The following is a 25,998-nucleotide window of genomic DNA, read 5'->3' as shown; positions in this document are numbered from 1 at the left end:
GACTGCCCGCCGGCCGGTCCTGCCCATAGGTGGCCAGCAACGCCTGCGCCTCGATCGGGTCACCCAACGTCGTACCCGTGCCGTGCGCCTCCACCACGTCCACATCAGCCGTCGTCAGCCGCGCGTTCGCCAACGCCTGCCGAATCACCCGCTGCTGCGACGGACCATTCGGCGCCGTAAGACCGTTCGACGCGCCATCCTGGTTGACGGCGGTGCCCCGCACCACCGCCAGAATCCGCCGCCCCTCCCGCTGCGCGTCCGACAGCCGCTGCACCAGCAGCACACCCACGCCCTCGGACCAGCCCGTGCCGTCGGCGGCAGCAGCGAACGACTTGCACCGACCATCCTGCGACAGACCACGCTGACGCGAGAACTCGATGAACGTCCCCGGCGTCGCCATCACCGTCACACCACCGGCCAACGCCAGATCACACTCGCCGGAGCGCAACGCCTGCACCGCCAGGTGCAACGCCACCAGCGAGGACGAGCAGGCGGTATCCACGGTGACGGCCGGCCCCTCCAGGCCGAACGTGTACGCCACCCGACCCGACAACACACTGCCCGACGTGCCGGTACCGACGTAACCCTCGACCTCGCCGGGGATGTCCATCAGCCGGGAGGCGTAGTCGTGGTACATGACGCCCGCGAACACGCCGGTCCGGCTGCCCCGCACCCGCTGCGGGTCGACACCCGCCGACTCGAACGTCTCCCACGACGCCTCCAGCAGCAACCGCTGCTGCGGGTCCATCGCCAACGCCTCACGCGGCGAGATCCCGAAGAAGCCCGGATCGAACTCCGCCGCCCCGTACAGGAAACCGCCATGCCGGGTGTACGACGTGCCGCTGCCGTTCGGATCCGGGTCGAACAGCGACTCCAGGTCCCAACCCCGATCCGCCGGGAACTCCGAGATCCCGTCCCCGCCGCCGGCCAGCAGCTCCCACAGTTGGTCGGGGCTGTCGACCCCACCCGGGTACCGGCAGGCCATGCCGACGATGGCGATCGGCTCGTCGGTGCCGGCGACCGCGCTGACCGTCGGCTGTGCCGTTGACCGGCGTACGCCGGCCAGCTCGGACCACAGGTGGTCGGCGAGCACGGCCGGGGTCGGGTAGTCGAACACCAGCGTCGACGCCAACCGCAGCCCCGTCGCCGCGTTCAACCGGTTCCGCAGGTCCACCGCCGTCAACGAGTCGAAGCCCAACTCCCGGAACGCCCGGTCCGCCGGCACCGACTCCGCCCCACCATGCCCGAGCACCTGGGCAACCAAGCCCCGGATGAGCAGGGCGACCTGTGCCCGGCCCTCGTCCTCGGTCAGCCCGGCGAGCCGTCCAACCCAACCGTCGCCGTCCTGTCCCGCCTGGCGGCGGGTCGCCGTAGTGCCGACCAGCGCCCGCAACATCGGCGGCACCACACCACCGGCAGCGGCAGCCCGCAACGCCGGCACGTCGACCACCACCGGCACCAAGGTCGGCCGGTCCACGGCCATGGCCGCGTCGAACAACTCAAGACCGGTCTCGGCACTCATCGGCGGCAGACCCGACCGGGCCGACCGCACCCGATCCGCCGCACCGATCGACGCCGCCATACCCGCCGTGTCCCACATCCCCCACGCCAGGCTGACCGCAGGCAGATCCACCTGCCGCCGATACACCGCCAACGCGTCCAGGAACGCGTTACCCGCCGCATACGCCGCCTGACCCGGCGAACCCAACACCCCAGCGATGGACGAGAACAACGCGAACAGATCCAGATCCAGGTCAGCCGTCGCCTCGTGTAGGAACCAACCCGCCGACACCTTCGGCGCCAACACCCCCGCCAACCGCTCCGCCGACAGCCCTTCGACGACACCGTCGTCCAAGACGCCAGCCGTGTGCACCACACCAGCCAACCGACCAGCCGCGACGACCTCACCGACCAGCCCGAACACCTGCTCCCGGTCCGTCACGTCACACGCCACCACCCGAGCGGCGGCTCCCAGACCCGCCAACCGCTCCACCAACTCGCCCGCGCCCGCAGCATCAGGGCCACGACGCGACACCAGCACCAACGACCGCACCCCGTGCGCGACCACCAGATGCTCCGCGACGAGGGCACCCAACGCACCCGTACCGCCGGTCACCAGCACCGAACCCTCACCCACCACGAGCGAGGAACCCGACGACGACGCCCGCACCAGACGCGGCACGAACACCCGACCCGCGCGGAGAGCCACCTGACCGCCCGCACCCGTGGCACCGGCGAGCGCGGTGAGCAGCTCGGGTCCCACGTCGCCGGCTTCCAGGTCCGCGAGGACGATCCGGCCCGGATGCTCCGACTGCGCCGACCGCAGCAGGCCCCACACCGCCGCACCCGCCAGATCCGTCACCTCGTCACCGTCCCGAGCCACCACCGCACCCCGGGTCACCACGACCAGCCGCGAACCCGCCAGGGCATCCGCCGCCAGCCACGACCGCACGGACGACAACACGCCGGACGTGGCCTCGCGCACCGACTCGGGCAGCAGGTCACCGGCCTGGCCGAGGACGGTACGGCTCGACAGCACCAGTGCCGCCGGTGCCGCCGCACCCGCCTCGACCGCCGCCACCACCGCCGCCACGTCCGGGTACGCCACCAGCCCGTTCCGGGCCGCCAACTCGTCGGCCGGCTCACCGTCACCGGTCACCAGCGCCCAGTCGCCGACCTCCCCCGCCGGCGCGGTCTCCTCGGCCTGCCAGGTCACCTCGAACAGCGAACGGGCGGCGGGGCTCGTGGCGGTCAGGCCGGCCATCTCCCGCAGCACGAGCGAGTCCACGGACACCACGGCGGCACCCGAGGAGTCCACCGCGACCAGTCGCACCCCGGAGCCGACCGGGGTGAGCCGGACCCGCAGCACCCGCGCCCCCGTGGCGTGCACCTGCACACCGGAGAACGCGAACGGCACCCGGGGGCCGTCCGACTCCGCGCCGGAAAGCAGCAGCCCGATCGGGTGCAGGGCGGCGTCCAGCAGCGCCGGGTGGACGCCGAACCGCGCCGCGTCGCCCGCCGCGTCGTCCGGCAGGGCCACCTCGGCGTACGCCGCACCGTCGGCCGTCCAGGCGCGTCGCAGGCCCTGGAACACCGGCCCGTACGCCAGGCCGTGCCCGGCCAGGGCGGCGTACCAGTCGGTCAGGTCCACCTCGGACGCGCCGGCCGGCGGCCACGCCCCGATGCCCGGCTCCTCCGGGGAGGAGGCTTCGAGCACGCCGTCCGCGTGCCGGGTCCAGCCCGCCTCGGCGTCGTCGTCGCGGCGCGAGTAGATGGCCACGGCGCGCTCCGGGGAGCCGGCGGGCCCGTCGACCCGTACCTGGATCCGCACGCCGCCGGAGTCGGGGACCATCAGCGGGGCGGCGACGGTCAGCTCCCGCAGCCGGGACAGGCCGACCTCGTCGCCGGCGCGTACCGCCAGTTCGACGAGGGCGGCGCCGGGGACGAGCGTCACGCCGGAGACCGCGTGGTCCGCGAGCCACGGGTGGGTGGCCAGCGACAGCCGGCCGGTCAGCACCATCTCGTCGGCGCCGGCCAGGTCCACCGCCGCACCCAGCATCGGGTGTTCGGCGTCGCCCAGGCCGGCCCGGGAGACGTCACCGGACCTCGGGCGGCCGGCCGCCGGCCAGTACCGCTCCCGCTGGAACGCGTACGTGGGCAGGTCGACGCGCTGCGCTCCGGTGTCGGTGAGCCACTGGGTCCAGGTCACCGGCACGCCGTGCACGTGCAGCTCGGCCAGGGCCGCGAGCAGCGCGTGGGCCTCGGGCCGGTCCCGGCGCTGGGCGGCGACGGCCAACACACCGTCGTCACCGGCCGGCAGGATGTCGGCGGCCATCGCCGTCAGCACGCTCTGCGGCCCGACCTCCAGGAACGTGTCCACCCCAGCCGCCCGCAGGGCCGTCACCCCGTCGGCGAACCGGACGGCCTCCCGCACGTGCCGCACCCAATAGTCCGGGGTGCGTAGCTCGTCGCCCTCAGCGACCGCACCGGTCAGGTTCGACACCACCGGCAGGAGCGGCGCGGCGAACGTCAACCCGGCCAGCACGGCACGGAACTCGTCGAGCATCGGCTCCATCAACGGACTGTGGAACGCATGACTCACCGTCAACCGGCGGGTGCGCACGCCCCGGCCCCGCCACGTCTTCTCGACCTGGTCAAGGGCGTCAACCGCGCCGGACACCACCACGGCCGACGGGCCGTTCACAGCCGCGACACCGACCCGGTCCGTGAACCCGTCCAGCGTCGGCAGCACCTCGGCCTCCGCCGCGTTGACCGCCAGCATCCCGCCGCCGGCCGGCAACGCCTGCATCAGACGACCACGGGCGGCGACGAGGGCACACGCGTCGGCCAGGGACAGCACGCCGGCGACGTGCGCGGCCGTGATCTCGCCGACCGAGTGACCGGCCACGAAGTCCGGCACCACACCGAACGACTCCACCAGCCGGAACAACGCCACCTCAACCGCGAACAGACCCGCCTGGGTGAACACGGTCTGATCCAGCAGATCCGCCTCAGCCGAACCCTCGGCGGCGAACAGCACCTCCCGAAGGGGGCGCGGCAGCAGCGGGTCCAGGTGCCCGCACACCTCGTCCAGCGCGGCGGCGAACACGGGGAACGCCTCCGCCAACTCCCGACCCATCCCGGCACGCTGCGCACCCTGACCGGAGAACAGCAGCGCCAGCTGACCGCGCTGGCCGGCGGCACCGGTGACCACCATCCCGGAGGGGTCTCCGGCGGCGAGAGCGGTCAGCGCCGCGAGCAGGTCATCGCGGCCCGTGGCCGTGATCACGGCACGGTGCTCCAGGGCGGGTCGGGTGGTGATCGACGACCAGGCCACATCCACCGGACGCACAGCCTCATCGGCCGACAACCAGCGCCCCCACCGGCCCGCCTGCGCCGCCAACGCACCATCCGTACGCCCCGACAACACCACCGGCACCACCGACGGCACCACCCCACCGACAACCACACCCTCAACCACCGGGGCGGACGGCTGCTCGATGATCACATGCGCGTTCGTACCGGAGATCCCGAACGACGACACCGCCGCCCGACGCGGACGATTCACCGCCGGCCACGGGATGGCCTCCGTGGCCAGCGCCACCGCACCCGCCGTCCAGTCGATGTGCGGGGACGGCTCGTCCACGTGCAACGTCGCCGGCACCACACCATGCCGCATCGCCATGACCATCTTGATGATGCCCGCCACACCAGCCGCAGCCTGCGTGTGCCCGATATTCGACTTCACCGACCCCAGCCAGAGCGGACTGCCCGCCGGCCGGTCCTGCCCATAGGTGGCCAGCAACGCCTGCGCCTCGATCGGGTCACCCAACGTCGTACCCGTGCCGTGCGCCTCCACCGCATCCACATCGGCCGTCGTCAGCCGCGCGTTGGCCAACGCCTGCCGAATCACCCGCTGCTGCGACGGACCATTCGGCGCCGTAAGACCGTTCGACGCACCATCCTGGTTGACGGCGGTGCCCCGCACCACCGCCAGAATGTTCCGCCCCTCGCGCTGCGCATCCGACAGCCGCTGCACCAGCAGCACACCCACGCCCTCGGACCAGCCCGTGCCGTCGGCCGACGCCGCGAACGACTTGCACCGGCCGTCCTGCGACAAGCCCCGCTGACGCGAGAACTCGATGAACGTTCCGGGGGTGGCCATCACCGTCACACCACCGGCAAGAGCCAGATCACACTCACCCGACCGCAACGCCTGCACCGCCAAATGCAACGCCACCAACGACGACGAACACGCCGTATCCACCGTCACCGCCGGCCCCTCCAGACCGAACGTGTACGCCACCCGACCCGACAGCACACTGCCCGACGTGCCGGTACCGACGTAACCCTCGGCGTCCGGCGGAAGGTCCTCCAACCGGGAGGCGTAGTCGTGGTACATGACGCCCGCGAAGACACCCGTCCGGCTGCCCCGCACCCGCTGCGGATCCACCCCCGCCGACTCGAACGACTCCCACGACGCCTCCAGCAGCAGCCGCTGCTGCGGGTCCATGGCGATCGCCTCGCGGGGGCTGATCCCGAAGAAGGCGGGGTCGAAGTCCGCCGCCCCGTACAGGAAACCGCCGTGCCGGGTGTACGAGGTGCCGCTGCGGTCCGGGTCCGGGTCGAAGAGGCCGTCGAGGTCCCAGCCCCGGTCGGTCGGGAACTCGGAGATGCCGTCGCCTCCGGCGGACAGCAGGGTCCACAACTGCTCCGGCGTCTCCACGCCACCCGGGTACCGGCACGCCATGCCCACGATCGCGATCGGCTCGTCGGTGCCCGCGGTCACCACCGCCGACCGCCGGGCGGTGATCTGACCGGAGACCAGCTCGTAGAGGTGGTCGGCGAGCACGGCCGGGGTCGGGTAGTCGAACACCAGCGTCGACGCCAACCGCAGCCCAGTCGCCGCGTTCAACCGGTTCCGCAGGTCCACCGCCGTCAGCGAGTCGAACCCGAGTTCCCGGAACGCCCGGTCCGCCGGCACCGACTCCGCCCCACCATGCCCGAGCACCTGGGCGACGAGACCCCGGATCAGCACGTCGATCTGGGCGCGAGCCTCCTCGGGGGTCAGGCCCGCCAACTGGTTGGCCCAGTCGCCGCCCTGTCCCGCCTGGCGGCGCGTGGTGGTCGCCCCGACCAGCGCCCGCAACATCGGCGGCACCACACCACCGGCAGCAGCAGCCCGCAACGCCGACACGTCCACCACCACCGGCACCAACGCCGGCCGCCCCGCCACCACTGCCGCGTCGAACAACTCAAGACCGGTCTCGGCACTCATCGGCGGCAACCCCGACCGCGCCGACCGCACCCGATCCGCCTCACCGATCGACGCCGCCATACCCGCCGTATCCCACATCCCCCACGCCAACGACACCCCCGACAGGCCCACCTGCCTGCGGTGCACCGCTAGGGCGTCCAGGAACGCGTTACCCGCCGCGTACGCCGCCTGGCCCGGCGAACCCAACACCCCGGCCACCGACGAGAACACCACGAACAGGTCCAGGTCCAGCCCGGTGGTGGCCTCGTGCAGGAACCAACCGGCCGACACCTTGGGGGCCAGCACACCCGCCAACCGCTCGGCCGTCAGCGTCTCGACGACACCGTCGTCCAGCACGCCGGCGGTGTGCACCACGCCCGCCAACCGGCCCGCCGAGGCGACCTCGGCGACCAGCCCGAACACCTGCTCCCGGTCCGTCACGTCACACGCCACCACCCGCGCCGACGCACCCAACCCCGACAGCCGCTCCACCAACTCGGCCGCACCCGCAGCATCCGCACCCCGCCGCGACACCAGCACCAACGACCGCACCCCGTGCGCCCGAACGAGGTGCTCCGCCACCAACGCGCCCAGCGAACCGGTGCCACCGGTCACCAACACCGAACCCTCACCCACCACGAGCGAGGAACCCGACACCGACGCCCGCACCAGACGCGGCACGAACACCCGACCCGCGCGGAGGGCCACCTGACCGCCCGCGGCGTCCTCGGCGACCCGCGCCAGGACGGCCACCACGCCCGCGTCCATGTCACCGTCGACATCCGCGAGGACGATCCGGCCCGGATGCTCCGACTGCGCCGACCGCAGCAGGCCCCACACCGCCGCACCCGCCAGATCCGACACCTCGTCACCGTCCCGAGCCACCACCGCACCCCGGGTCACCACCACCAGCCTCGAACCCGCCAAGGCATCCGCGACCAACCACGACCGCACGGTCGCCAGCACGCCCGACGTCACCTCGCGCACCGACTCCGGAACCGCCGCGCCGGAAACACCGGCGGACACCGGCAACACCAGCGCCGACGGCACCGCCGCGCCCGACGCAAGCGCATCCACCACCGCAGCCACATCCGGGTACGAGACCAGCCCGCCCCGGGCCACCAACTCACCGGCCAGCCCGGCAACACCCTCGTCGCCAGCCAGCCCGGCAGCGCCCTCGCCGCCGACACTGTGGAGCTGCCCCGGCTGCGCCGCCAGCAGCGCCCACCCGGCCGCGTCACCGGCGGAGACGGCCTCCTCCGCCTGCCACGCCACCTCGAACAGCGACCGGCTCGCCGGGTTCGGGGCAACCACCCCGGTCATCTCCCGCAGCACCAACGAGTCCACCGACACCACAGCCGCGCCCGAGGAGTCCACCGCGACCAACCGCACCCCGGAGCCCTCACGGGTCAACCGCACCCGCAACACCGACGCCCCCGAGGCGTGCACCTGCACGCCGGAGAACGCGAACGGCACCCGGGGACCACCGGCCTCCCCCGCCAGCAGCAACCCGACCGGGTGCAGGGCCGCGTCCAGCAGCGCCGGGTGCACCCCGAACGCCGCCGCCTCCCCCGTCACCTCGTCCGGCAACGCCACCTCGGCGAACACCTCGTCACCGGAGGCCCAGGCCCGCCGCAACCCCTGGAACACCGGCCCGTACGCCAGGCCGTGCGTGGCGAGCACGCCGTACCAGTCGGTCAGGTCCACCTCGTCGGCGCCGGCCGGCGGCCACGCGCCGATGCCCGGCTCCGCCGCGCCGGGCGCTTCGAGCACGCCCTCGGCGTGCCGGATCCACTCCGCCTCCGGGTCGCCCTCGGTCTGGGAGTGCACCGTCACGGCCCGGGAGCCGGAGGCGTCGGCCGCGCCGACGCGCACCTGCACCCGCACCCCACCCGAGCCGGGCAACACCAACGGCGCCGCCACCGTCAACTCCCGCACCCGCGACGCACCCACCTCGTCACCGGCCCGCACCGCCAACTCCACCAACGCCGTACCCGGCACCACCACCACACCACCGACCACATGATCGGCCAACCACCCGTGCGTCGACACCGACAACCGACCGGTCAGCACCACCATGTCCTCGCCGGCCACGGTGACCGAGGCGCCCAGGAGCGGGTGGTCGGCGACGCCCAGGCCGGCACCGGAGACGTCCCCGGCGCGCGGGCGGCCGGCGCCGAGCCAGTACCGCTCGTGCTCGAAGGCGTACGTGGGCAGGTCGACCAACGTGGGGCGGGCCTCGGCGTACCACTGCTGCCAGGTCACCGGCACGCCGTTGACGTGCAGCTCCGCCAGCGCGTGCAGCAGTGCCTGCGGGGCGGGACGATCCCGCCGCTGCGTCGCGAGCGTCAGCGTTCCCTCGGCCAGCAGATCGGCGTTCATGGCGGTCAGCACGCTCTGCGGGCCGACCTCCAGGAACGTGTCCACCCCGGCGTCGCGCAGGGCACCGATCCCGTCGGCGTACCGGACGGCCTCCCGGACGTGCCGCACCCAGTAGTCGGGGCGGGTGATCTCCTGCGGGTCGGCGACCGTCCCGGTCAGGTTCGACACCACGGGCAGCAGCGGCGCGCGGAACGTCAGCGCCTCCAGGGCAGTCCGGAAGTCGTCGAGCACCGGCTCCATCAGCGGGCTGTGGAACGCGTGGCTGACGGCGAGCAGGCGGGTGCGTACGCCCCGGTCCGTCCAGACCTGCTCCAGCTCGTCGAGGGCGTCGACGGCACCGGAGACCACGACGGCCGACGGGCCGTTCACGGCGGCGATTCCGAGCCGTTCGGTGCGGCCGTCCAGGCTGGACGTCACGTCGGCCTCGGACGCGTTGACGGCCAGCATCCCGCCGCCGGCCGGCAACGCCTGCATCAGGCGACCACGCGCCGCCACCAGGGCGCACGCGTCGGCCAGGGACAGCACGCCGGCGACGTGCGCGGCCGTGATCTCACCGACCGAGTGACCGGCCACGAAGTCCGGCACCACACCGAACGACTCGACGAGGCGGAACAACGCCACCTCGACCGCGAACAACCCAGCCTGGGTGAACACGGTCTGATCCAGCAGCTCCGCCTCCGCCGAACCCTCGGCGGCGAACAGCACCTCCCGAAGCGGACGCGGCAGCAACGGGTCCAGGTGCCCGCACACCTCGTCCAGCGCGGCGGCGAACACGGGGAACGCCTCCGCCAACTCCCGACCCATCCCGGCGCGCTGCGCACCCTGACCGGAGAAGAGCACGGCGAGTGGGCCGCGCGCCGCACCCGTACCGGTGACGACCGCACCGGCCGGTGAGCCGGCGGCGAGGGCGCGCAGCCCGGCCAGCAGCTCGTCCCGGTCGGTGGCCGCGACCACCGCGCGGTGTTCCAGCGTCGACCGGCTGACCAGCGAGGACCAGGCGACGTCCGCCGGGCGCGGGGTCTCGTCGGCGGCGAGCCAGTGGGCCCAGCGGTCGGCCTGGGCCGCCACGGCGGCCTCGGTCCGCGCCGAGAGCAGCACCGGCACCAGCGGCGGTACGGCGGCGTCCGCCGGTTCCGTCCGGGTCTCGGCGGGCGGCTGCTCGATGATCACGTGGGCGTTCGTGCCGCTGACCCCGAAGGAGGAGACGGCGGCGCGGCGCGGCCGGCCCGGGGCGGGCCACTCGCGGGCCTCGGTGAGCAGCTCGACCGCGCCCGCCGTCCAGTCGATGTGCGGCGACGGCTCGTCGACGTGCAGGGTGCGCGGCATCGTCCCGTGCCGCATCGCCATGATCATCTTGATCACGCCGGCCACCCCGGCGGCGGCCTGGGTGTGCCCGATGTTCGACTTGATCGACCCCAGCCAGAGCGGACTGTCGGACGGCCGGTCCTGCCCGTAGGTGGCCAGCAACGCCTGCGCCTCGATCGGGTCACCCAACGTCGTACCCGTGCCGTGCGCCTCCACTGCGTCCACATCGGTCGTCGTCAGCCGCGCGTTCGCCAACGCCTGCCGAATCACCCGCTGCTGCGACGGACCATTCGGCGCCGTCAGCCCGTTCGACGCACCGTCCTGGTTCACCGCCGTACCCCTGACGACGGCCAGGATCCGCCGGCCGTCCCGCCGGGCGTCCGACAGCCGCTGCACCAGCAGGACGCCCACGCCCTCGGACCAGCCCGTGCCGTCGGCGGCAGCAGCGAACGACTTGCACCGACCGTCCTGCGACAGACCACGCTGACGCGAGAACTCGATGAACGTCCCCGGCGTCGCCATCACCGTCACACCACCGGCCAACGCCAGATCACACTCGCCGGAGCGCAACGCCTGCACCGCCAGATGCAACGCCACCAACGACGACGAACACGCCGTGTCCACGGTGACCGCCGGCCCCTCCAGGCCGAACGTGTACGCCACCCGGCCCGACAACACACTGCCCGACGTGCCGGTGCCGATGTAGCCGCCCACCCCCTCGGGCAGCTCCTGCACCTGCGAGGCGTAGTCGTGGTACATCAGGCCGGCGAACACGCCCGTCCGGCTGCCCCGCAACCGCACCGGGTCCAGCCCGGCGGACTCGAACGTCTCCCACGACGCCTCCAGCAGCAACCGCTGCTGCGGGTCCATCGCCAACGCCTCGCGCGGGCTGATGCCGAAGAAGGCCGGGTCGAACTCGGCCGCCCCGTACAGGAACCCGCCGTGCCGGGTGTACGACGTCCCGGGGTTGTCCGGGTCGGGGTGGAAGATCCGGTCGAGCTCCCAGCCCCGGTCGGCCGGGAACTCCCCGATCCCGTCGGCGCCGGTGGCGACGAGCTGCCAGAGCTGCTCGGGGCTCGTCACGCCGCCCGGGTACCGGCAGGCCATGCCCACGATCGCGATCGGCTCGTCGACGTTCGTGTTCGCCACGGCGTCGCGCTGCTCGGCGAACTGCCCGGACAGCTGCTCGTAGAGGTGGTCCGACAGCGCGCCGGGGGTCGGGTAGTCGAAGACGAGGGTGGAGGTCAGCCGCAGCCCGGTCGCGGTGTTGATCCGGTTCCGCAGCTCCACGGCGGTCAGCGAGTCGAAGCCCAGCTCCCGGAACGCCCGGTCGGCGGGCACCTGGTCGGCGCCGCTGTGCCCGAGGACCTGCGCGATCAGGCCCCGGACGAGCAGGGCGACCTGGGTGCGCGCCTCCTGCGGGTCGAGGCCGGCGAGCCGGTCGGCCCAGCCTCCGGCGGCCGGCCGCCGCCGGCCGGCGGTCGCGCCGATCAGGGTCCGCAGCATCGGCGGCACCCGGCCGGCGGCGGTCTGCGCCCGCATGGCCGGCAGGTCGACCACGGCCGGCACCAGCGCGGCGCCGCCGTGGGCCAGCGCCGCGTCCCACAGCCCGAGGCCGACGGGGGCGGTCATCGGGGTGAGGCCGGCCCGGCTGACCCGGGCCCGGTCGGTGTCGTTGATCGAGCTGGCCATGCCGTCGGTGTCCCACATGCCCCACGCGAGGCTCACCGCCGGCAGGCCCCGCTGGGCGCGGAGCTGGGCGAGGGCGTCCAGGAAGGCGTTGCCTGCGGCGTACGCGGCCTGGCCGGGGGAACCGAGCACTCCGGCGATGGACGAGAACAGCACGAACAGGTCGAGGTCCAGCTCCGCCGTCGCCTCGTGCAGCCACCAGCCCGCGGTGACCTTGGGCGCCAGCACGTCCGCCAGCCGGTCGGCGGTGATCCCGGTGACGACGCCGTCGTCGAGGACGCCGGCGGTGTGCACCACGCCGGCCAGCCGCCCGTCGGCGGTGATCCGGCGGACCAGCGCGTCGACCTGCGTCCGGTCGGTCACGTCGGCCGTGGCGATCCGGACGGCGGCCCCGAGGCCGGTCAGCCGCTCCACCAGGTCGGCCGCGCCCGGGGCCGCCGGGCCCTGGCGGGAGGCCAGCACCAGCGACCGGACCCCGTACGCCGTGACGAGGTGCTCGGCCACCAGGGCGCCCAGGGAGCCGGTTCCGCCGGTCACCAGTACGGTGCCCGCGCCGACCACGGGCGTGGCCTGCGCGCCGCCGGCCGCGCGGGCCAGCCGTGGGACGTACGCCGTGCCGGCGCGCACCGCGAGTTGCCCGCCCGCGCCCGGCTCGGCGGCGAATCCGGCGAGCAGGGCCAGCAGCTCCGGGCCGAGGTCGGCGTCGGGTTCGAGGTCGGCCAGCACGATCCGGCCGGGGTGTTCCGACTGCGCGGACCGCAGCAGACCCCAGACGGCCGCCCCCGCCACGTCGGTGACCCGGTCGTCGGGTTGGGCGGCGACCGCCCCACGGGTGACGACGACCAGGCGGGAGTCCGCGAGGGCGTCGGTGGCCAGCCAGCCCTGCGCCTCGCGCAGCACGGCCTCGGTCGCGGCGCGCACCGCCTCGGGGACGCCGGCCTCGGTCGCCGTGGGCACGGGCAGCAGCAGCGCCGCCGGGGCGGGGGCCGTCGCGCCCGTCACCGCCCCGACCACGGCCGCCACGTCCGGGTACGCCGACGTCAGCGCCGCGCCGTCGGTGGCGTCGCCGCCGAGCACCGCCCAGCCGTACCCGGCGTCGGCCGGGGCGACCTGCTCGGGCTGCCACGACACCTCGAACAGCGAGCGGTTCGCCTGGTTCGGCGTGCTCGCCGCAGTCATCTCCCGCAGGGTCAGGGAGTCCACCGACACCACCGGCGTGCCGGCCTCGTCGACGGCGACCAGCCGCACCGAGGACCCGCTCGCGGTCAGGCGCACCCGGAGGGCCCGCGCGCCGATCGTGTGGACCTGCACCCCCTCGAAGGAGAACGGCACCCGGGGACCGTCGCCCGTGGCCTCGGCGGGCAGCAGCCCGACGGGGTGCAGCGCGGCGTCCAGCAGCGCCGGGTGCACGCCGAATCCGGCCGGGTCCCCGACCACCGTGTCGGGGAGGGCCACCTCGGCGTACACCGTGCCGTCGGCGGTCCACGCGCGCCGCAGGCCCTGGAAGACCGGCCCGTAGGCGAGCCCGTGCCCGGCGACGGCCGGATACCAGCCGGTGAGGTCCACCTCGGCCGCGCCGGCCGGGGGCCAGGCGCCCACGGTGGGCTCCTCGGCGGTGGGGGGGCCGACGACGCCGTCGGCGTGCCGGGTCCAGCCGGCCTCCGGGTCCTCCTCGGACTGGGAGTGCACGGTGACCGGCCGGGCACCCGTCGCGTCGACCGGGCCGACCCGGACCTGCACCCGCATTCCGCCGCCACCGGCGGGCAGCACCAGCGGGGCAAGCACGGTGAGGTCGCGCACGCGGGACGCGCCCACCTCGTCGCCGGCCCGGACGACGAGGTCGAGCAGGGCGGTGCCCGGCACCACCACGGCACCGGAGACGACGTGGTCGCCCAGCCACGGGTGGGACGACAGCGACAGCCTGCCCGTCAGCACCACCATGTCCTCGCCGGCCACCGACACCGTCGCGCCGAGCAGCGGGTGGCGGGCCACGCCGAGGCCCGCGCCGGACACGTCGGCCGCCTGCCCGACGGGCGACAGCCAGTACCGCTGGTGCTGGAACGCGTACGTCGGCAGCTCGACCCGGGTCGCTCCGGTGTCGGCGAACCACTGGGTCCAGGTCACCGGCACGCCGTGCACGTGCAGCTCCGCCAGGGCCGCCAACAGCGCGTGCGCCTCCGGCCGATCCTTGCGCTGGACGGCGACGGCCAACACACCGTCGTCACCGGCCGGCAGAACGTCGCCGGCCATCGCCGTCAACACACTCTGCGGCCCGACCTCCAGGAACGTGTCCACCCCAGCCGCCCGCAGGGCCGTCACCCCGTCGGCGAACCGCACCGCCTCCCGCACATGCCGCACCCAGTAGTCCGGGGTACGCAGCTCGTCGCCCTCAGCCAGCCCGCCGGTCAGATTCGACACCACCGGCAGCAACGGAGCGGCGAACGTCAACCCCGCCAGCACGGCACGGAACTCGTCGAGCATCGGCTCCATCAACGGACTGTGGAACGCATGACTCACCGTCAACCGACGGGTGCGCACACCCCGGCCCCGCCACACCTGCTCGACCTCATCGAGGGCATCGACCGCCCCGGACACCACCACGGCCGACGGACCGTTCACAGCCGCGACACCGACCCGATCGGTGAACCCGTCCAGGCTGGACAGGACATCCGCCTCGGCTGCGGCGACGGCGAGCATCCCGCCGCCGGCCGGCAACGCCTGCATCAACCGGCCACGCGCCGCTACCAGCGCGCACGCGTCCGACAGGGACAACACCCCCGCCACGTGAGCGGCCGTGATCTCACCAACCGAGTGACCGGCCACGAAGTCCGGCACCACACCGAACGACTCGACGAGGCGGAACAACGCCACCTCGACCGCGAACAACCCAGCCTGGGTGAACACGGTCTGGTCCAGCAGCTCCGCCTCAGCCGAGCCGTCGGGGGCGAACAGCACCTCCCGAAGGGGGCGCGGCAGCAGCGGGTCCAGGTGCCCGCACACCTCGTCCAACGCGGCGGCGAAGGCGGGGAACTCGGCGTACAGGTGCCGCCCCATGCCGGCGCGCTGCGCGCCCTGGCCGGAGAAGAGCAGGGCCAGCTGACCGCGCTGGCCGGCTGCGCCGGTGACCACCGCACCGGAGGGGTCCCCGGCGGCGAGAGCGGTCAGCGCCGCGAGCAGGTCGTCCCGGTCGGTCGCGGCGATGACCGCGCGCTCGTCCAGCGTCGCGCGGGACACCGCCGAGGAGAGGGCCACGTCGAGCGGGCGAAGGTCCTCGTCGGCCGTGATCCAGGCCGCCCAGCGGTCCGCCTGGGCCGCCAGCGCCGCGCCGTCGCGGGCGGACAGGAGCACCGGGGCCAGCGACCGCGCGGCGACGGGGGTCGGCTCCTCGGCGTCCGCCTCGTCCCCGGCCGGCGGCGCGGGGGGCTGTTCGAGGATCAGGTGGACGTTGGTGCCGCTGATGCCGAACGAGGACACGGCGGCCCGGCGGGGGCGGTCCACCTCGGGCCAGGGGCGCGCCTCGGTCAGCAGCGACACGGCGCCGGCCGACCAGTCCACGTGGGGGGTGGGCTCGTCGAGGTGCAGGGTCGACGGGAGCAGCCCGTGCCGCATCGCCATGATCATCTTGATGATGCCGGCGACCCCGGCGGCGGCCTGCGCGTGCCCGATGTTCGACTTGATCGACCCGAGGAACAACGGCCGGTCCGCCGGCCGATCCTGGCCGTAGGTGGCCAGCACGGCCTGCGCCTCGATCGGGTCGCCCAGCGTGGTGCCGGTGCCGTGCGCCTCGACGGCGTCCACGTCGGCGACGGTGAGCCGGGCGTTGGCCAGCGCGGCCCGGATGACCCGCTGCTGCGCGGGGCCGTTCGGTGCGGTGAGGCCGTTGGACGCGCCGTCCTGGTTCACGGCGCTGCCGGCGAGCACGGCGAGCACCTGCCGACCCTGCCGCCGCGCGTCGGACAGGCGCTGGACCAGCAGGACGCCGACGCCCTCGGACCAGCCGGTGCCGTCGGCGGACGCGGCGAAGGACTTGCACCGCCCGTCGGGGGCGAGGCCGCCCTGCCGGGAGAACTCCACGAACGCGCCGGGGGTGACCATGACGGTCACGCCGCCGGCCAGGGCCAGGTCGCACTCGCCGCCGCGCAGCGCCTGGGCGGCGAGGTGCACCGCCACGAGCGAGGACGAGCAGGCGGTGTCGATGGTGACCGCTGGCCCCTCCAGCCCGAGGGTGTAGGAGACCCGGCCGGAGATGACGCTGTGCGCTCCCCCGGTGAGCTGGTAGCCGGCCAGCTCCTCCGGGGTGTCGGTGGTGCCGTAGCCCGACGGGGAGGCGCCGACGAAGACGCCGGTGCGGCTGCCGCGCAGCCGGTCCGGGTCGACGCCCGCCTGCTCCAGGGCCTCCCAGGACGCCTCCAGCAGCAGCCGCTGCTGCGGGTCCATGGCCAGGGCCTCGCGCGGCGAGATGCCGAAGAAGCCCGGGTCGAAGGCGGTGGCACCGGGGACGAAGCCACCCTCGCGGGTGTGCGACACCGGCCGGCCCTCGGCGTCGACGGCCAGCAGCCGGGCGATGTCCCAGTTGCGGTCCTCGGGGAAACCGCTGATGCCGTCGCGGCCGGTGGCGACGAGGTCCCACAGCTCGCCGGGGCTGCTCACGCCGCCGGGGTACCGGCAGCTCATGCCCACGATGACGACCGGGTCGTCGTCGACCGGCCCGGCGGGGCCCCAGGTGGTCACGGTGTCGACCTCGTGCAGACGCAGCGCGGACGACAGGTGGTCGGCGAGGGCGGCCGGGTTCGGGTAGTCGAAGACGAGGGTGGTGGGCAGGGAGAGGCCGGTGGCGGCGCTGAGCCGGTTGCGCAGCTCCACCGCGGTCAGCGAGTCGAAGCCCAGTTCCTTGAAAGCCCGGCTCGCCTTGACCAGCTCGGGGCCGGTGTGCCCGAGGACGGTGGCGGCGACCGTGCGGACCAGGTCGGTGAGGTGCCGGTCCTGCTCGGCGCGGGGCAGGGTGAGCAGTTGCTGCCGCAGGCCGCCGCCGGCACCGTCGGCCGGCTCCTCGTCGGCGGTCCGCAGGGCGTCCCGGGCCTCGGCGATGTCGTCGAGCAGCGGCCGGGGCCGCGCGGCGGCGAACGCCGGGGTGAACAGGGACCAGTCGACGTCCGCCACGGTCAGCGACGGCACGGACCGGCCGACGGCGCTGCGCAGGGCGTACACGGCCTGGGCCGGGGACATCGCGGTGATGCCGCGCCGGGCCAGCAGTTCCTGGCCCTCCCCGCTGGCCATGCCGCCGTCCGCCCAGGGGCCCCAGGCGACCGCCGTGGCGGCGAGACCACGGGCGCGTCGCCGCTCCGCGAGCGCGTCCAGGAAGGCGTTGCCGGCGGCGTAGGCGGCCTGGCCGCCGCTGCCCCAGATCCCGGCGATCGAGGAGAACAGCACGAACGCGTCCAGCGGCCGGTCGCCCAGCAGCTCGTCCAGGTGGACCGCGCCGGCGATCTTGCCGTCGAGGACGGCGGCGAGCGCGGCCAGGTCGGTGTCCACCAGCCTGGCGAGCTGACCCACGCCGGCGGCGTGCACGACCGCCGTCAGCGGGGCGTCGTCCGCGTCGATGTCGCGCAGCACCGCCTCGACCTGCGCCCGGTCGGCCGCGTCGCAGGCGACCAGCGACACCCGCGCGCCGAGCCCGGCCAGTTCGTCCCGCAGTTCCGCCACGCCCGGCGCCCGCTCGCCACGGCGGCTGGTCAGCACGACGTGCGCGGCCCCGTTGGCCGCCACCCAGCGGGCCACGTGGGCGCCGAGCGCCCCGGTGCCGCCGGTGATCAGCACCGTTCCGGAGGGCTGCCAGCGTTCGACGGTTCCCACGCCGGCGGGGTCGGCGCGGACCAGCCGGCGCACGAAGACGCCGGAGGGGCGTACGGCGATCTGGTCCTCGTCGCCGGCCCCGGCCAGCACGCCCACGAGCCGGTCCCAGCCGGCCGCGTCGGGGCGCTCCGGCAGGTCGGCCAGGCCGCCCCAGAGCTGGGGGTGTTCCAGCCCGGCGACCCGGGCCAGGCCCCACAGTCCGCCCTGGGCGACGCTGCGGACGCCGTCGGCGTCGCCGGTGCCGACCGCGCCCCGGGTGAGGGTCCACACGGGCAGCGCGACGTCGGCGTCGTGCAGGGCCTGCATCAGGGTCGCCGTCGCGGCGGTGCCGGTCGACACCGCAGGGTGCCCGGGGTGCGGCCCGTCCAGCAGGCCGAGCAGGGAGACCGCCGCCGCGAACCGGCGGTCCGCCGGCAGCTCGGCCAGCCGGGCCGCCAGCTCGTCCCGGCCGGTCAGCGGGTCCACCGGCAGTCGGTGGACCGTCCCGCCGACGGCGCCGAACGCCGTCGTCAGCGCGTCGGCCCATCGCGCCGCCGCCGGGTCGCCGGCCGGTTCGAGCAGCAGCCAGTCGCCGATCGGCGCGGCGGCGGCGGGCGTCGCCACGCGCTTCCACACCACCCGGTACGACCAGCCGTCGACGACGGCGTCGCGCAGCCGCGCCCGACGCCAGGACGACAGCACCGGCAGGGCCGGGGCGAGGACGTCCGCGCCGTCGTCGCCGAGCTGCGCGGCCAGCGCCGCCACGTCGGAGCGTTCCACGGCGGACCAGAACTCGACGTCGATGACGTCGGGGCTGACCGGGCCGGTGACGGAGGCCGGAAGCTGCTCCGGCCAGTAGCGCTGGCGCTGGAACGCGTACGTGGGCAGGCCGACCGTGGTCGCGCCGGTGTCGGTGTACACCGTGGGCCAGTCGACGGCCGCGCCGTTGACGTGCAGTTCGGCGAGGGCGGCGAGCAGCGCCCGGGGCTCGGGACGGTCGGCCCGCAGCGCGGGCACCGCGACGACCGGGGTCGCGTCGTCGGCGGCCGGGTCGACCGGCTGCGGGCCGAGGACGTCCTGGGTCATCGCGGTGAGGACACTGCGGGGCCCGATCTCCAGGAACGTGTCGACCCCGGCGGCGCGGAGCGTGGTGATCCCGTCGGCGAAGCGCACGGCCTCCCGGACGTGCCGCACCCAGTACTGCGGGGTGCGCAGCTCGTCGCGGTCGGCCAGCGCGCCGGTCACGTTCGACACCACCGGCAGCCGGGGCGCGGCGAACGTGAGCCCGGCGAGCACGGCGCGGAACTCGTCGAGCATCGGCTCCATCAGCGGACTGTGGAACGCGTGACTCACCGTCAACCGACGGGTCCGGATCCCCCGACCCCGCCAGAACTCCGCCAACTCGTCCAGGGCGGCGATCTCGCCCGAGAGCACCACCGACGACGGCCCGTTCACCGCCGCGATCCCGACCCGGTCCGTGAACCCGTCCAGCGTCGGCAGCACCTCAGCCTCCGACGCGTTGACCGCCAACATCCCGCCACCGGCCGGCAACGCCTGCATCAACCGACCCCGCGCCGCCACCAGGACACACGCGTCGGACAGCGACAACACCCCCGCGACGTGCGCGGCCGTGATCTCACCGACCGAGTGACCCCCCACGAAGTCCGGCACCACACCGAACGACCCCACCAGGCGGAACAACGCCACCTCGACCGCGAACAGGCCGGCCTGGGTGAACTCGGTCTGATCCAGCAGGCCCGCCTCGACGGTGCCCTCCGCCGCGAACAGCACCGGCTTGAGCGGCTGCGGCAGCAGCCCGTCCAGCAGCCCACACACCTCGTCCAACGCGGCGGCGAAGACGGGGAACCCGTCGTACAACTCGCGGCCCATCCCGGCGCGCTGCGCCCCCTGACCGGAGAACAGCACCGCCAGCGGACCCCGGTCCGCCGCCCGACCCGCCACCACCGCACCCGACGACTGCCCCGAGGCCAGGGCACGCAGCCCGGCCAGCAGCTCGTCCCGGTCGGTCGCGGCCAGCACGGCCCGGCTGTCCAGCGCCGACCGCGACGCGACCGACGACCAGCCGACGTCCAGGAGACGCAGATTCCCGTCGGCGGCCAGCCACCTGGCCCAGCGGCCGGCCTGACCGGCGAGCGCGGCGTCGGAGCGGGCGGACAGCAGCACCGGCACCACCGGGAGGGTGACGGCCGGTTCCGGGGCGTCGGCGTCGGCCTCCGGGGCGGGGGGTTCCTCGATGATGGTGTGCGCGTTGGTCCCGGAGATGCCGAAGGACGAGACGGCGGCCCGCCGGGGCCGCCCAGTTTCCGGCCAGGGCCGCGCCTCGGTCACCAGCGACACCGCGCCCGCCGACCAGTCGACCTTCGGCGTCGGGGAGTCCACGTGCAGGGTCGACGGGACGACGCCGTGCCGCATCGCCATCACCATCTTGATGATCCCGGCGACGCCCGCGGCCGACTGGCTGTGCCCGAAGTTCGACTTGATCGAGCCGAGCAGCAGCGGCCGGTCGGCGGGCCGGTCCTGCCCGTACGTGGCCAGCACGGCCTGCGCCTCGATCGGGTCGCCGAGGACGGTGCCGGTGCCGTGCGCCTCGACGGCGTCCACGTCGGCGGTGGTGAGCCGGGCGTTGGCCAGGGCCTGCCGGATCACCCGCTGCTGGGCGGGGCCGTTCGGGGCGGTGAGCCCGTTCGACGCGCCGTCCTGGTTGACCGCGCTGCCCCGGATCACGGCCAGCACGCGGTGCCCCTTGCGCTGGGCGTCCGACAGCCGCTCCACCAGCAGGAGGCCGACGCCCTCCGCCCAGCCGGTGCCGTCGGCGGCAGCGGCGAAGGACTTGCACCGGCCGTCCGGGGCCAGGCCACGCTGCCGGGAGAAGCCGACGAACGGGCTGGGGGTGGCCATGATGCACACGCCACCGGCCAGGGCGAGGTCGAAGTCGCCCTGGCGCAGGGCCTGGGCGGCGAGGTGCAGGGCCACCAGCGACGACGAGCAGGCGGTGTCGACGGTCACCGCCGGCCCCTCCAGCCCGAGGGCGTACGCGATCCGGCCGGAGACGACGCTCGTGGCCGTGCCGGTCAGCAGGTAGCCCTCGTCGGTGCCCTCCATCTCGGTCTGCGGGCCCATCCCGTACCCGTTGGCGGCGGTGCCGACGAAGACGCCGACCTTCTGGCCGCGCATCGACGCGGGCGCGATCCCCGCGTACTCGAACGCCTCCCACGACGTCTCCAGCAGCAGCCGCTGCTGGGGGTCCATGGCGACCGCCTCGCGGGGCGAGATGCCGAAGAAGCCGGCGTCGAACTCGGCCGCGTCGTAGAGGAAGCCGCCTTCGCGGGTGGTGGAGCGGCCCGCCCGGTCGGCGTCGGCGTCGTACAGGTTGTCCAGGTCCCAGCCCCGGTCGGTGGGAAAGCCGCCGACGGCGTCGCTGCCCGACGCGACCAGGTCCCACAGCTGCTCCGGTGTGGAGACGCCCCCGGGGTAGCGGCAGGACATCGCCACGATCGCGATCGGTTCGCGCGCGGCGGCGGTGAGCTGCTGGTTGAGCTGACGGAGGCGGCCCGTCTCCTTGAGCGAGGCGCGGAGCGCCTCGACGACCTTGTCTGCGGACGTAGACATCACAAGCTCCGTACTTGGGACAACGGTCAGGAATCGGATCCGTCAAGCGCCAACTTGACGAGGGTGTCGGCGTCCATCTCGTCGATGAGGTCGATGCTCTCGTCGGTGGACTCGGCGGCGTCGGTCTCGGCGTCGGTGAGGTTCAGCAGCAGTTCCAGCAGGCCCGCGTCCCGGAGCCGGGCCAGCGGGATGGTCGCGAGGGCCTGGCGGACCGTCGACTCCGAAGGGTCCGGGCCGTCCGACCGCCGCGCCTCGGGGAGCAGCCCGTCGAGCAGGTGCTCCGCGAGGGTGGTGGGGTTCGGGTAGTCGAAGACGAGGGTCGCCGGCAGCGGCAGCCCGCTCGCGGCGGTGAGCCGGTTGCGCAGCTCCACCGCGGTCAGCGAGTCGAACCCGAGCTCCTTGAACGCCAGCCGGGGCTTGACCCGGTCCGTGCCCGGGTGACCGAGCACCGCCGAGGCGTGGGTGCGGACCAGGTCGACCAGGTGCCGGAGCTGCTCGGCGCGGGGCAGGGCGCGCAGGTGCTCCCGGAGCCCGTCGGCGGCGCCGCCCGGCTGCTCGTCGGCGGGGGCGCGCAGCGCGTCCCGGGCCTCGGCGAGGTCGTCGAGCAACGGCCGGGGGCGGGCCGAGGCGTACGCGGGGGCGAACACCGCCCAGTCGACGTCGGCCACGGTCAGGGCGGGTCGGGGCTGGCCGACGGCGTACCGCATGGCGTGCACGGCGTCGTCCGGCGCCATCGCGCCGAGGCCGCGCCGGGCCAGCGCCTGCTGGGCCTCGACGCCGGCCATGCCGCCGTCGGCCCACGGCCCCCACGCCACCGACGTCGCCGCGAGGCCACGGGCCCGCCGCTGGTCGGCCAGCGCGTCGAGGAACGCGTTGCCCGCCGCGTAGGCGCCCTGACCACCGCTGCCCCACACCCCGGCGATCGAGGAGAACAGCACGAACGCGTCCAGCGGCCGGTCGCCGAGCAGGTCGTCCAGGTGCACCGCGCCGGCCACCTTTCCGGCGAGGACGGCGGCGAAGCCGGCGAGGTCGGTCTCGGCGAGCAGGCCGACGTCGCCGGCCCCGGCGGCGTGCACCACCGCCGTCAGCGGCGCCGGGTCCTCGTCCAGGGTCGCCAGCAGGGCCGCGACCTGGTCCCGCTCGGCGACGTCGCACGCCACGATCGAGACCCGGGCCCCGTGCGCGGCCAGCTCCTCCCGCAGCTCCCCGGCGCCCGCGGCCCGCTCGCCGCGGCGGCTGGTCAGCACCACGTGCGCGGCGCCGTTGGTGACCGCCCAGCGGGCCACGTGGGCGCCGAGCGCCCCCGTTCCGCCGGTGATCAGCACCGTGCCCGACGGCTGCCAGCGTTCCCCGGCGGCCGGGGCGGAGGCTGCCGCCCGCGCGAGCCGCCGGACGAAAACGCCGGTGGGCCGTACGGCGATCTGGTCCTCGTCCCCGGCGCCGGCGACCACCCGGACCAGCCGGTCCCAGACGGCGGGGTCGACGTCGTCGGGCAGGTCCATGAGGCCGCCCCACAGGTGCGGGTGTTCCAGGCCGGCGACCAGTCCGAGGCCCCACAGTCCGCTCTGGGCGACCCGCCGGACCGCGTCGCCGTCCCCGGTGCCGACGGCCCCCTGGGTCAGGCACCACAGCCGGGTCTTCGTCCCGGTGTCGTGCAGCCCCTGGAGCAGCAGCAGGGTGGCCGCCGTGCCGACGGGCACGGCCGGGCTGTCCGGGTGCGGCTGGTCGCGGAGGCCGAGCAGGGAGAGCACGCCGGTGACCGGCCGGTCGGCCAGCGTCTCGGCGAGCTGCCGGGCGAGGTCGTCCCGGTCGGTGCGGGCGGGGTCGACGGTCAGCCGGAACACGTCGGCGCCGGCCGAGGCCAGGGCCTTGGCGGCCTCCTCGGTCCGCGCGCCGGTGACCGGGTCGTCGTCCTGCGGCGACACCAGCAGCCAGGTGCCCGCCGGGATGGCGGCGAGGTCGGTCCGCTTCCACATGACCCGGTATGACCAGCCGTCGACCAGGACGCGTTGCCGGCGGGCCCGGTGCCACGTCGACAGCATCGGCAGGGCCGGGGCGAGGGCGTCGAGGTCACTGCCGTCGCCGAACTGGGTCGCGAGGGCGGTGAGGTCGCCGCTCTCCACGGCCGTCCAGAACTCGGCGTCGCCGCCGTCGCCGACCGGCCGGCGGGCCGGTCGGGCGGGCTCGGGCCAGTACCGCTCCCGCTGGAACGCGTACGTCGGCAGATCGACCCGCCGCGCACCGGCCCCGGCGAACCACGACTGCCAAGCCACCGGCACACCGTGCACGTGCAACTCACCCAGAGCCGCCAACAGCCCCTGCGCCTCCGACCGGTCCCGACGCTGCACCGCCACCGCCAACACGTCCCCGCCGGCCGGCAGCACGTCGGCGGCCATCGCCGTCAGCACGCTCTGCGGACCGACCTCCAGGAACGTGTCCACCCCCGCGGCGCGGAGCGTGGTGATCCCGTCGGCGAACCGCACCGCCTCCCGGACGTGCCGCACCCAGTACTGCGGGGTGCGCAACTCGTCGCTGCCGGCCAGCGCACCGGTCACGTTCGACACCACGGGCAGGACCGGGGCGGCGAACGTCAACCCGGCGAGCACGGCACGGAACTCGTCGAGCATCGGCTCCATCAGCGGACTGTGGAACGCGTGACTCACCGCCAACCGGCGGGTCCGGATCCCCCGACCCCGCCAGAACTCCGCCAACTCGTCCAGGGCCGCGATCTCCCCCGAGACCACCACCGACCCCGGCCCGTTCACCGCCGCGATCCCGACCCGATCGGCAAGGCCGCCCAGGCTCTCCGCCACGTCCACCTCGGACGCGCCCACCGCCAACATCCCGCCACCGGCCGGCAACGCCTGCATCAACCGACCCCGAGCCGCCACCAACCGGCAGGCGTCCGCCAGGGACAACACCCCAGCCACGTGCGCGGCCGTGATCTCACCGACCGAATGCCCACCCACGAAGTCCGGCACCACACCGAACGACTCGACGAGGCGGAACAACGCCACCTCGACCGCGAACAGACCCGCCTGCGTGAACACGGTCTGATCGAGGAGATCGGCGTCCGACGTGCCCGGCTCGGCGAACAGCACCGGCTTCAACGAACCCGGCAGCAGCCCGTCCAACTCGGTGCACACCTCGTCCAGCGCCGACGCGAAGACGGGGAACCCGTCGTACAACTCGCGACCCATCCCGGCCCGCTGCGCCCCCTGACCCGAGAACAGCACCGCCAGCGGACCCCGGTCCACCGCGGAGCCGGTGACCACCGCGCCGGACGGCTCACCGCCGGCGAGGGCGGTCAGCCCCGCCAGCAGGTCGTCGCGGTGCGCCGCGACGACGACGGCCCGGCGGGTCAGGGCCGGTCGGGTGGTGACCGAGGACCAGGCGACCTCGACGGCCCCGAGGCCCTGGTCGGCGGAGAGCCACCGGGTCCACCGGTCCGCCTGCGCGGCCAGCGCCACATCGGTGCGGGCCGACAGCAGCACCGGCACCAACGGAGGCATGGCGTCGCCGACAGTCCCGCCCTCGATCACCTCGGCGGGCGGCTGCTCGATGATGACGTGCGCGTTGGTGCCCGAGATCCCGAACGAGGAGACGGCCGCCCGACGCGGCCGGTTCACCGCAGGCCACGGCGTGGCCTCGGTCGCGAGGGTGACCGCACCCGCCGTCCAGTCGATGTGCGGGGACGGCTCGTCCACGTGCAACGTCGCCGGCACCACACCATGCCGCATCGCCATGATCATCTTGATCACGCCGGCCACCCCGGCGGCGGCCTGCGTGTGACCGATGTTCGACTTCACCGACCCCAGAAGCAACGGCCGATCCTCGGACCGGCCCTGCCCATAGGTGGCCAGCAGTGCCTGCGCCTCGATCGGGTCACCCAACGTCGTACCCGTGCCGTGCGCCTCCACCACGTCGACCTGCTGCGAGCTGAGCCGGGCGTTGGCCAGCGCCTGCCGGATCACCCGCTGCTGCGACGGACCATTCGGCGCGGTCAGCCCGTTCGATGCACCGTCCTGGTTGACGGCGGTGCCCCGCACCACCGCCAGAATCCGCCGCCCCTCGCGCTGCGCATCCGACAGCCGCTGCACGAGAAGGACCCCAACGCCCTCCGACCAGCCCGTGCCGTCGGCGGCAGCCGCGAACGACTTGCACCGACCGTCCTGCGACAGGCCACGCTGACGCGAGAACTCGATGAACGTCCCCGGCGTCGCCATCACCGTCACACCACCGGCCAACGCCAGATCACACTCGCCGGAGCGCAACGCCTGCACCGCCAGATGCAACGCCACCAGCGACGACGAGCAGGCGGTATCCACCGTCACCGCCGGCCCCTCCAGACCGAACGTGTACGCCACCCGACCGGACAGCACACTGCCCGAGTTGCCGGTGCC

At 74.6% G+C, this 25,998-nt stretch carries 2 protein-coding genes; both read right to left on the bottom strand.

All coding sequences use genetic code 11. From position 1 onward, the window contains the following. Positions 1-21,595 (bottom strand): type I polyketide synthase (locus ABT023_RS26150; RefSeq protein WP_350889045.1); only part of this gene is annotated, 21,595 nt, incomplete at its 3' end. Between the two features lie 26 nt (positions 21,596-21,621). Next, positions 21,622-25,998 (bottom strand): type I polyketide synthase (locus ABT023_RS26145; protein WP_350889044.1); only part of this gene is annotated, 4,377 nt, incomplete at its 5' end.

The sequence above is a fragment of the Micromonospora sp. NPDC002296 genome, from assembly GCF_040296145.1.
Taxonomy (GTDB): domain Bacteria; phylum Actinomycetota; class Actinomycetes; order Mycobacteriales; family Micromonosporaceae; genus Micromonospora.
Note: the sequence above shows the minus strand (reverse complement) of the source record. Positions and strands in the feature narration are given on the sequence as shown.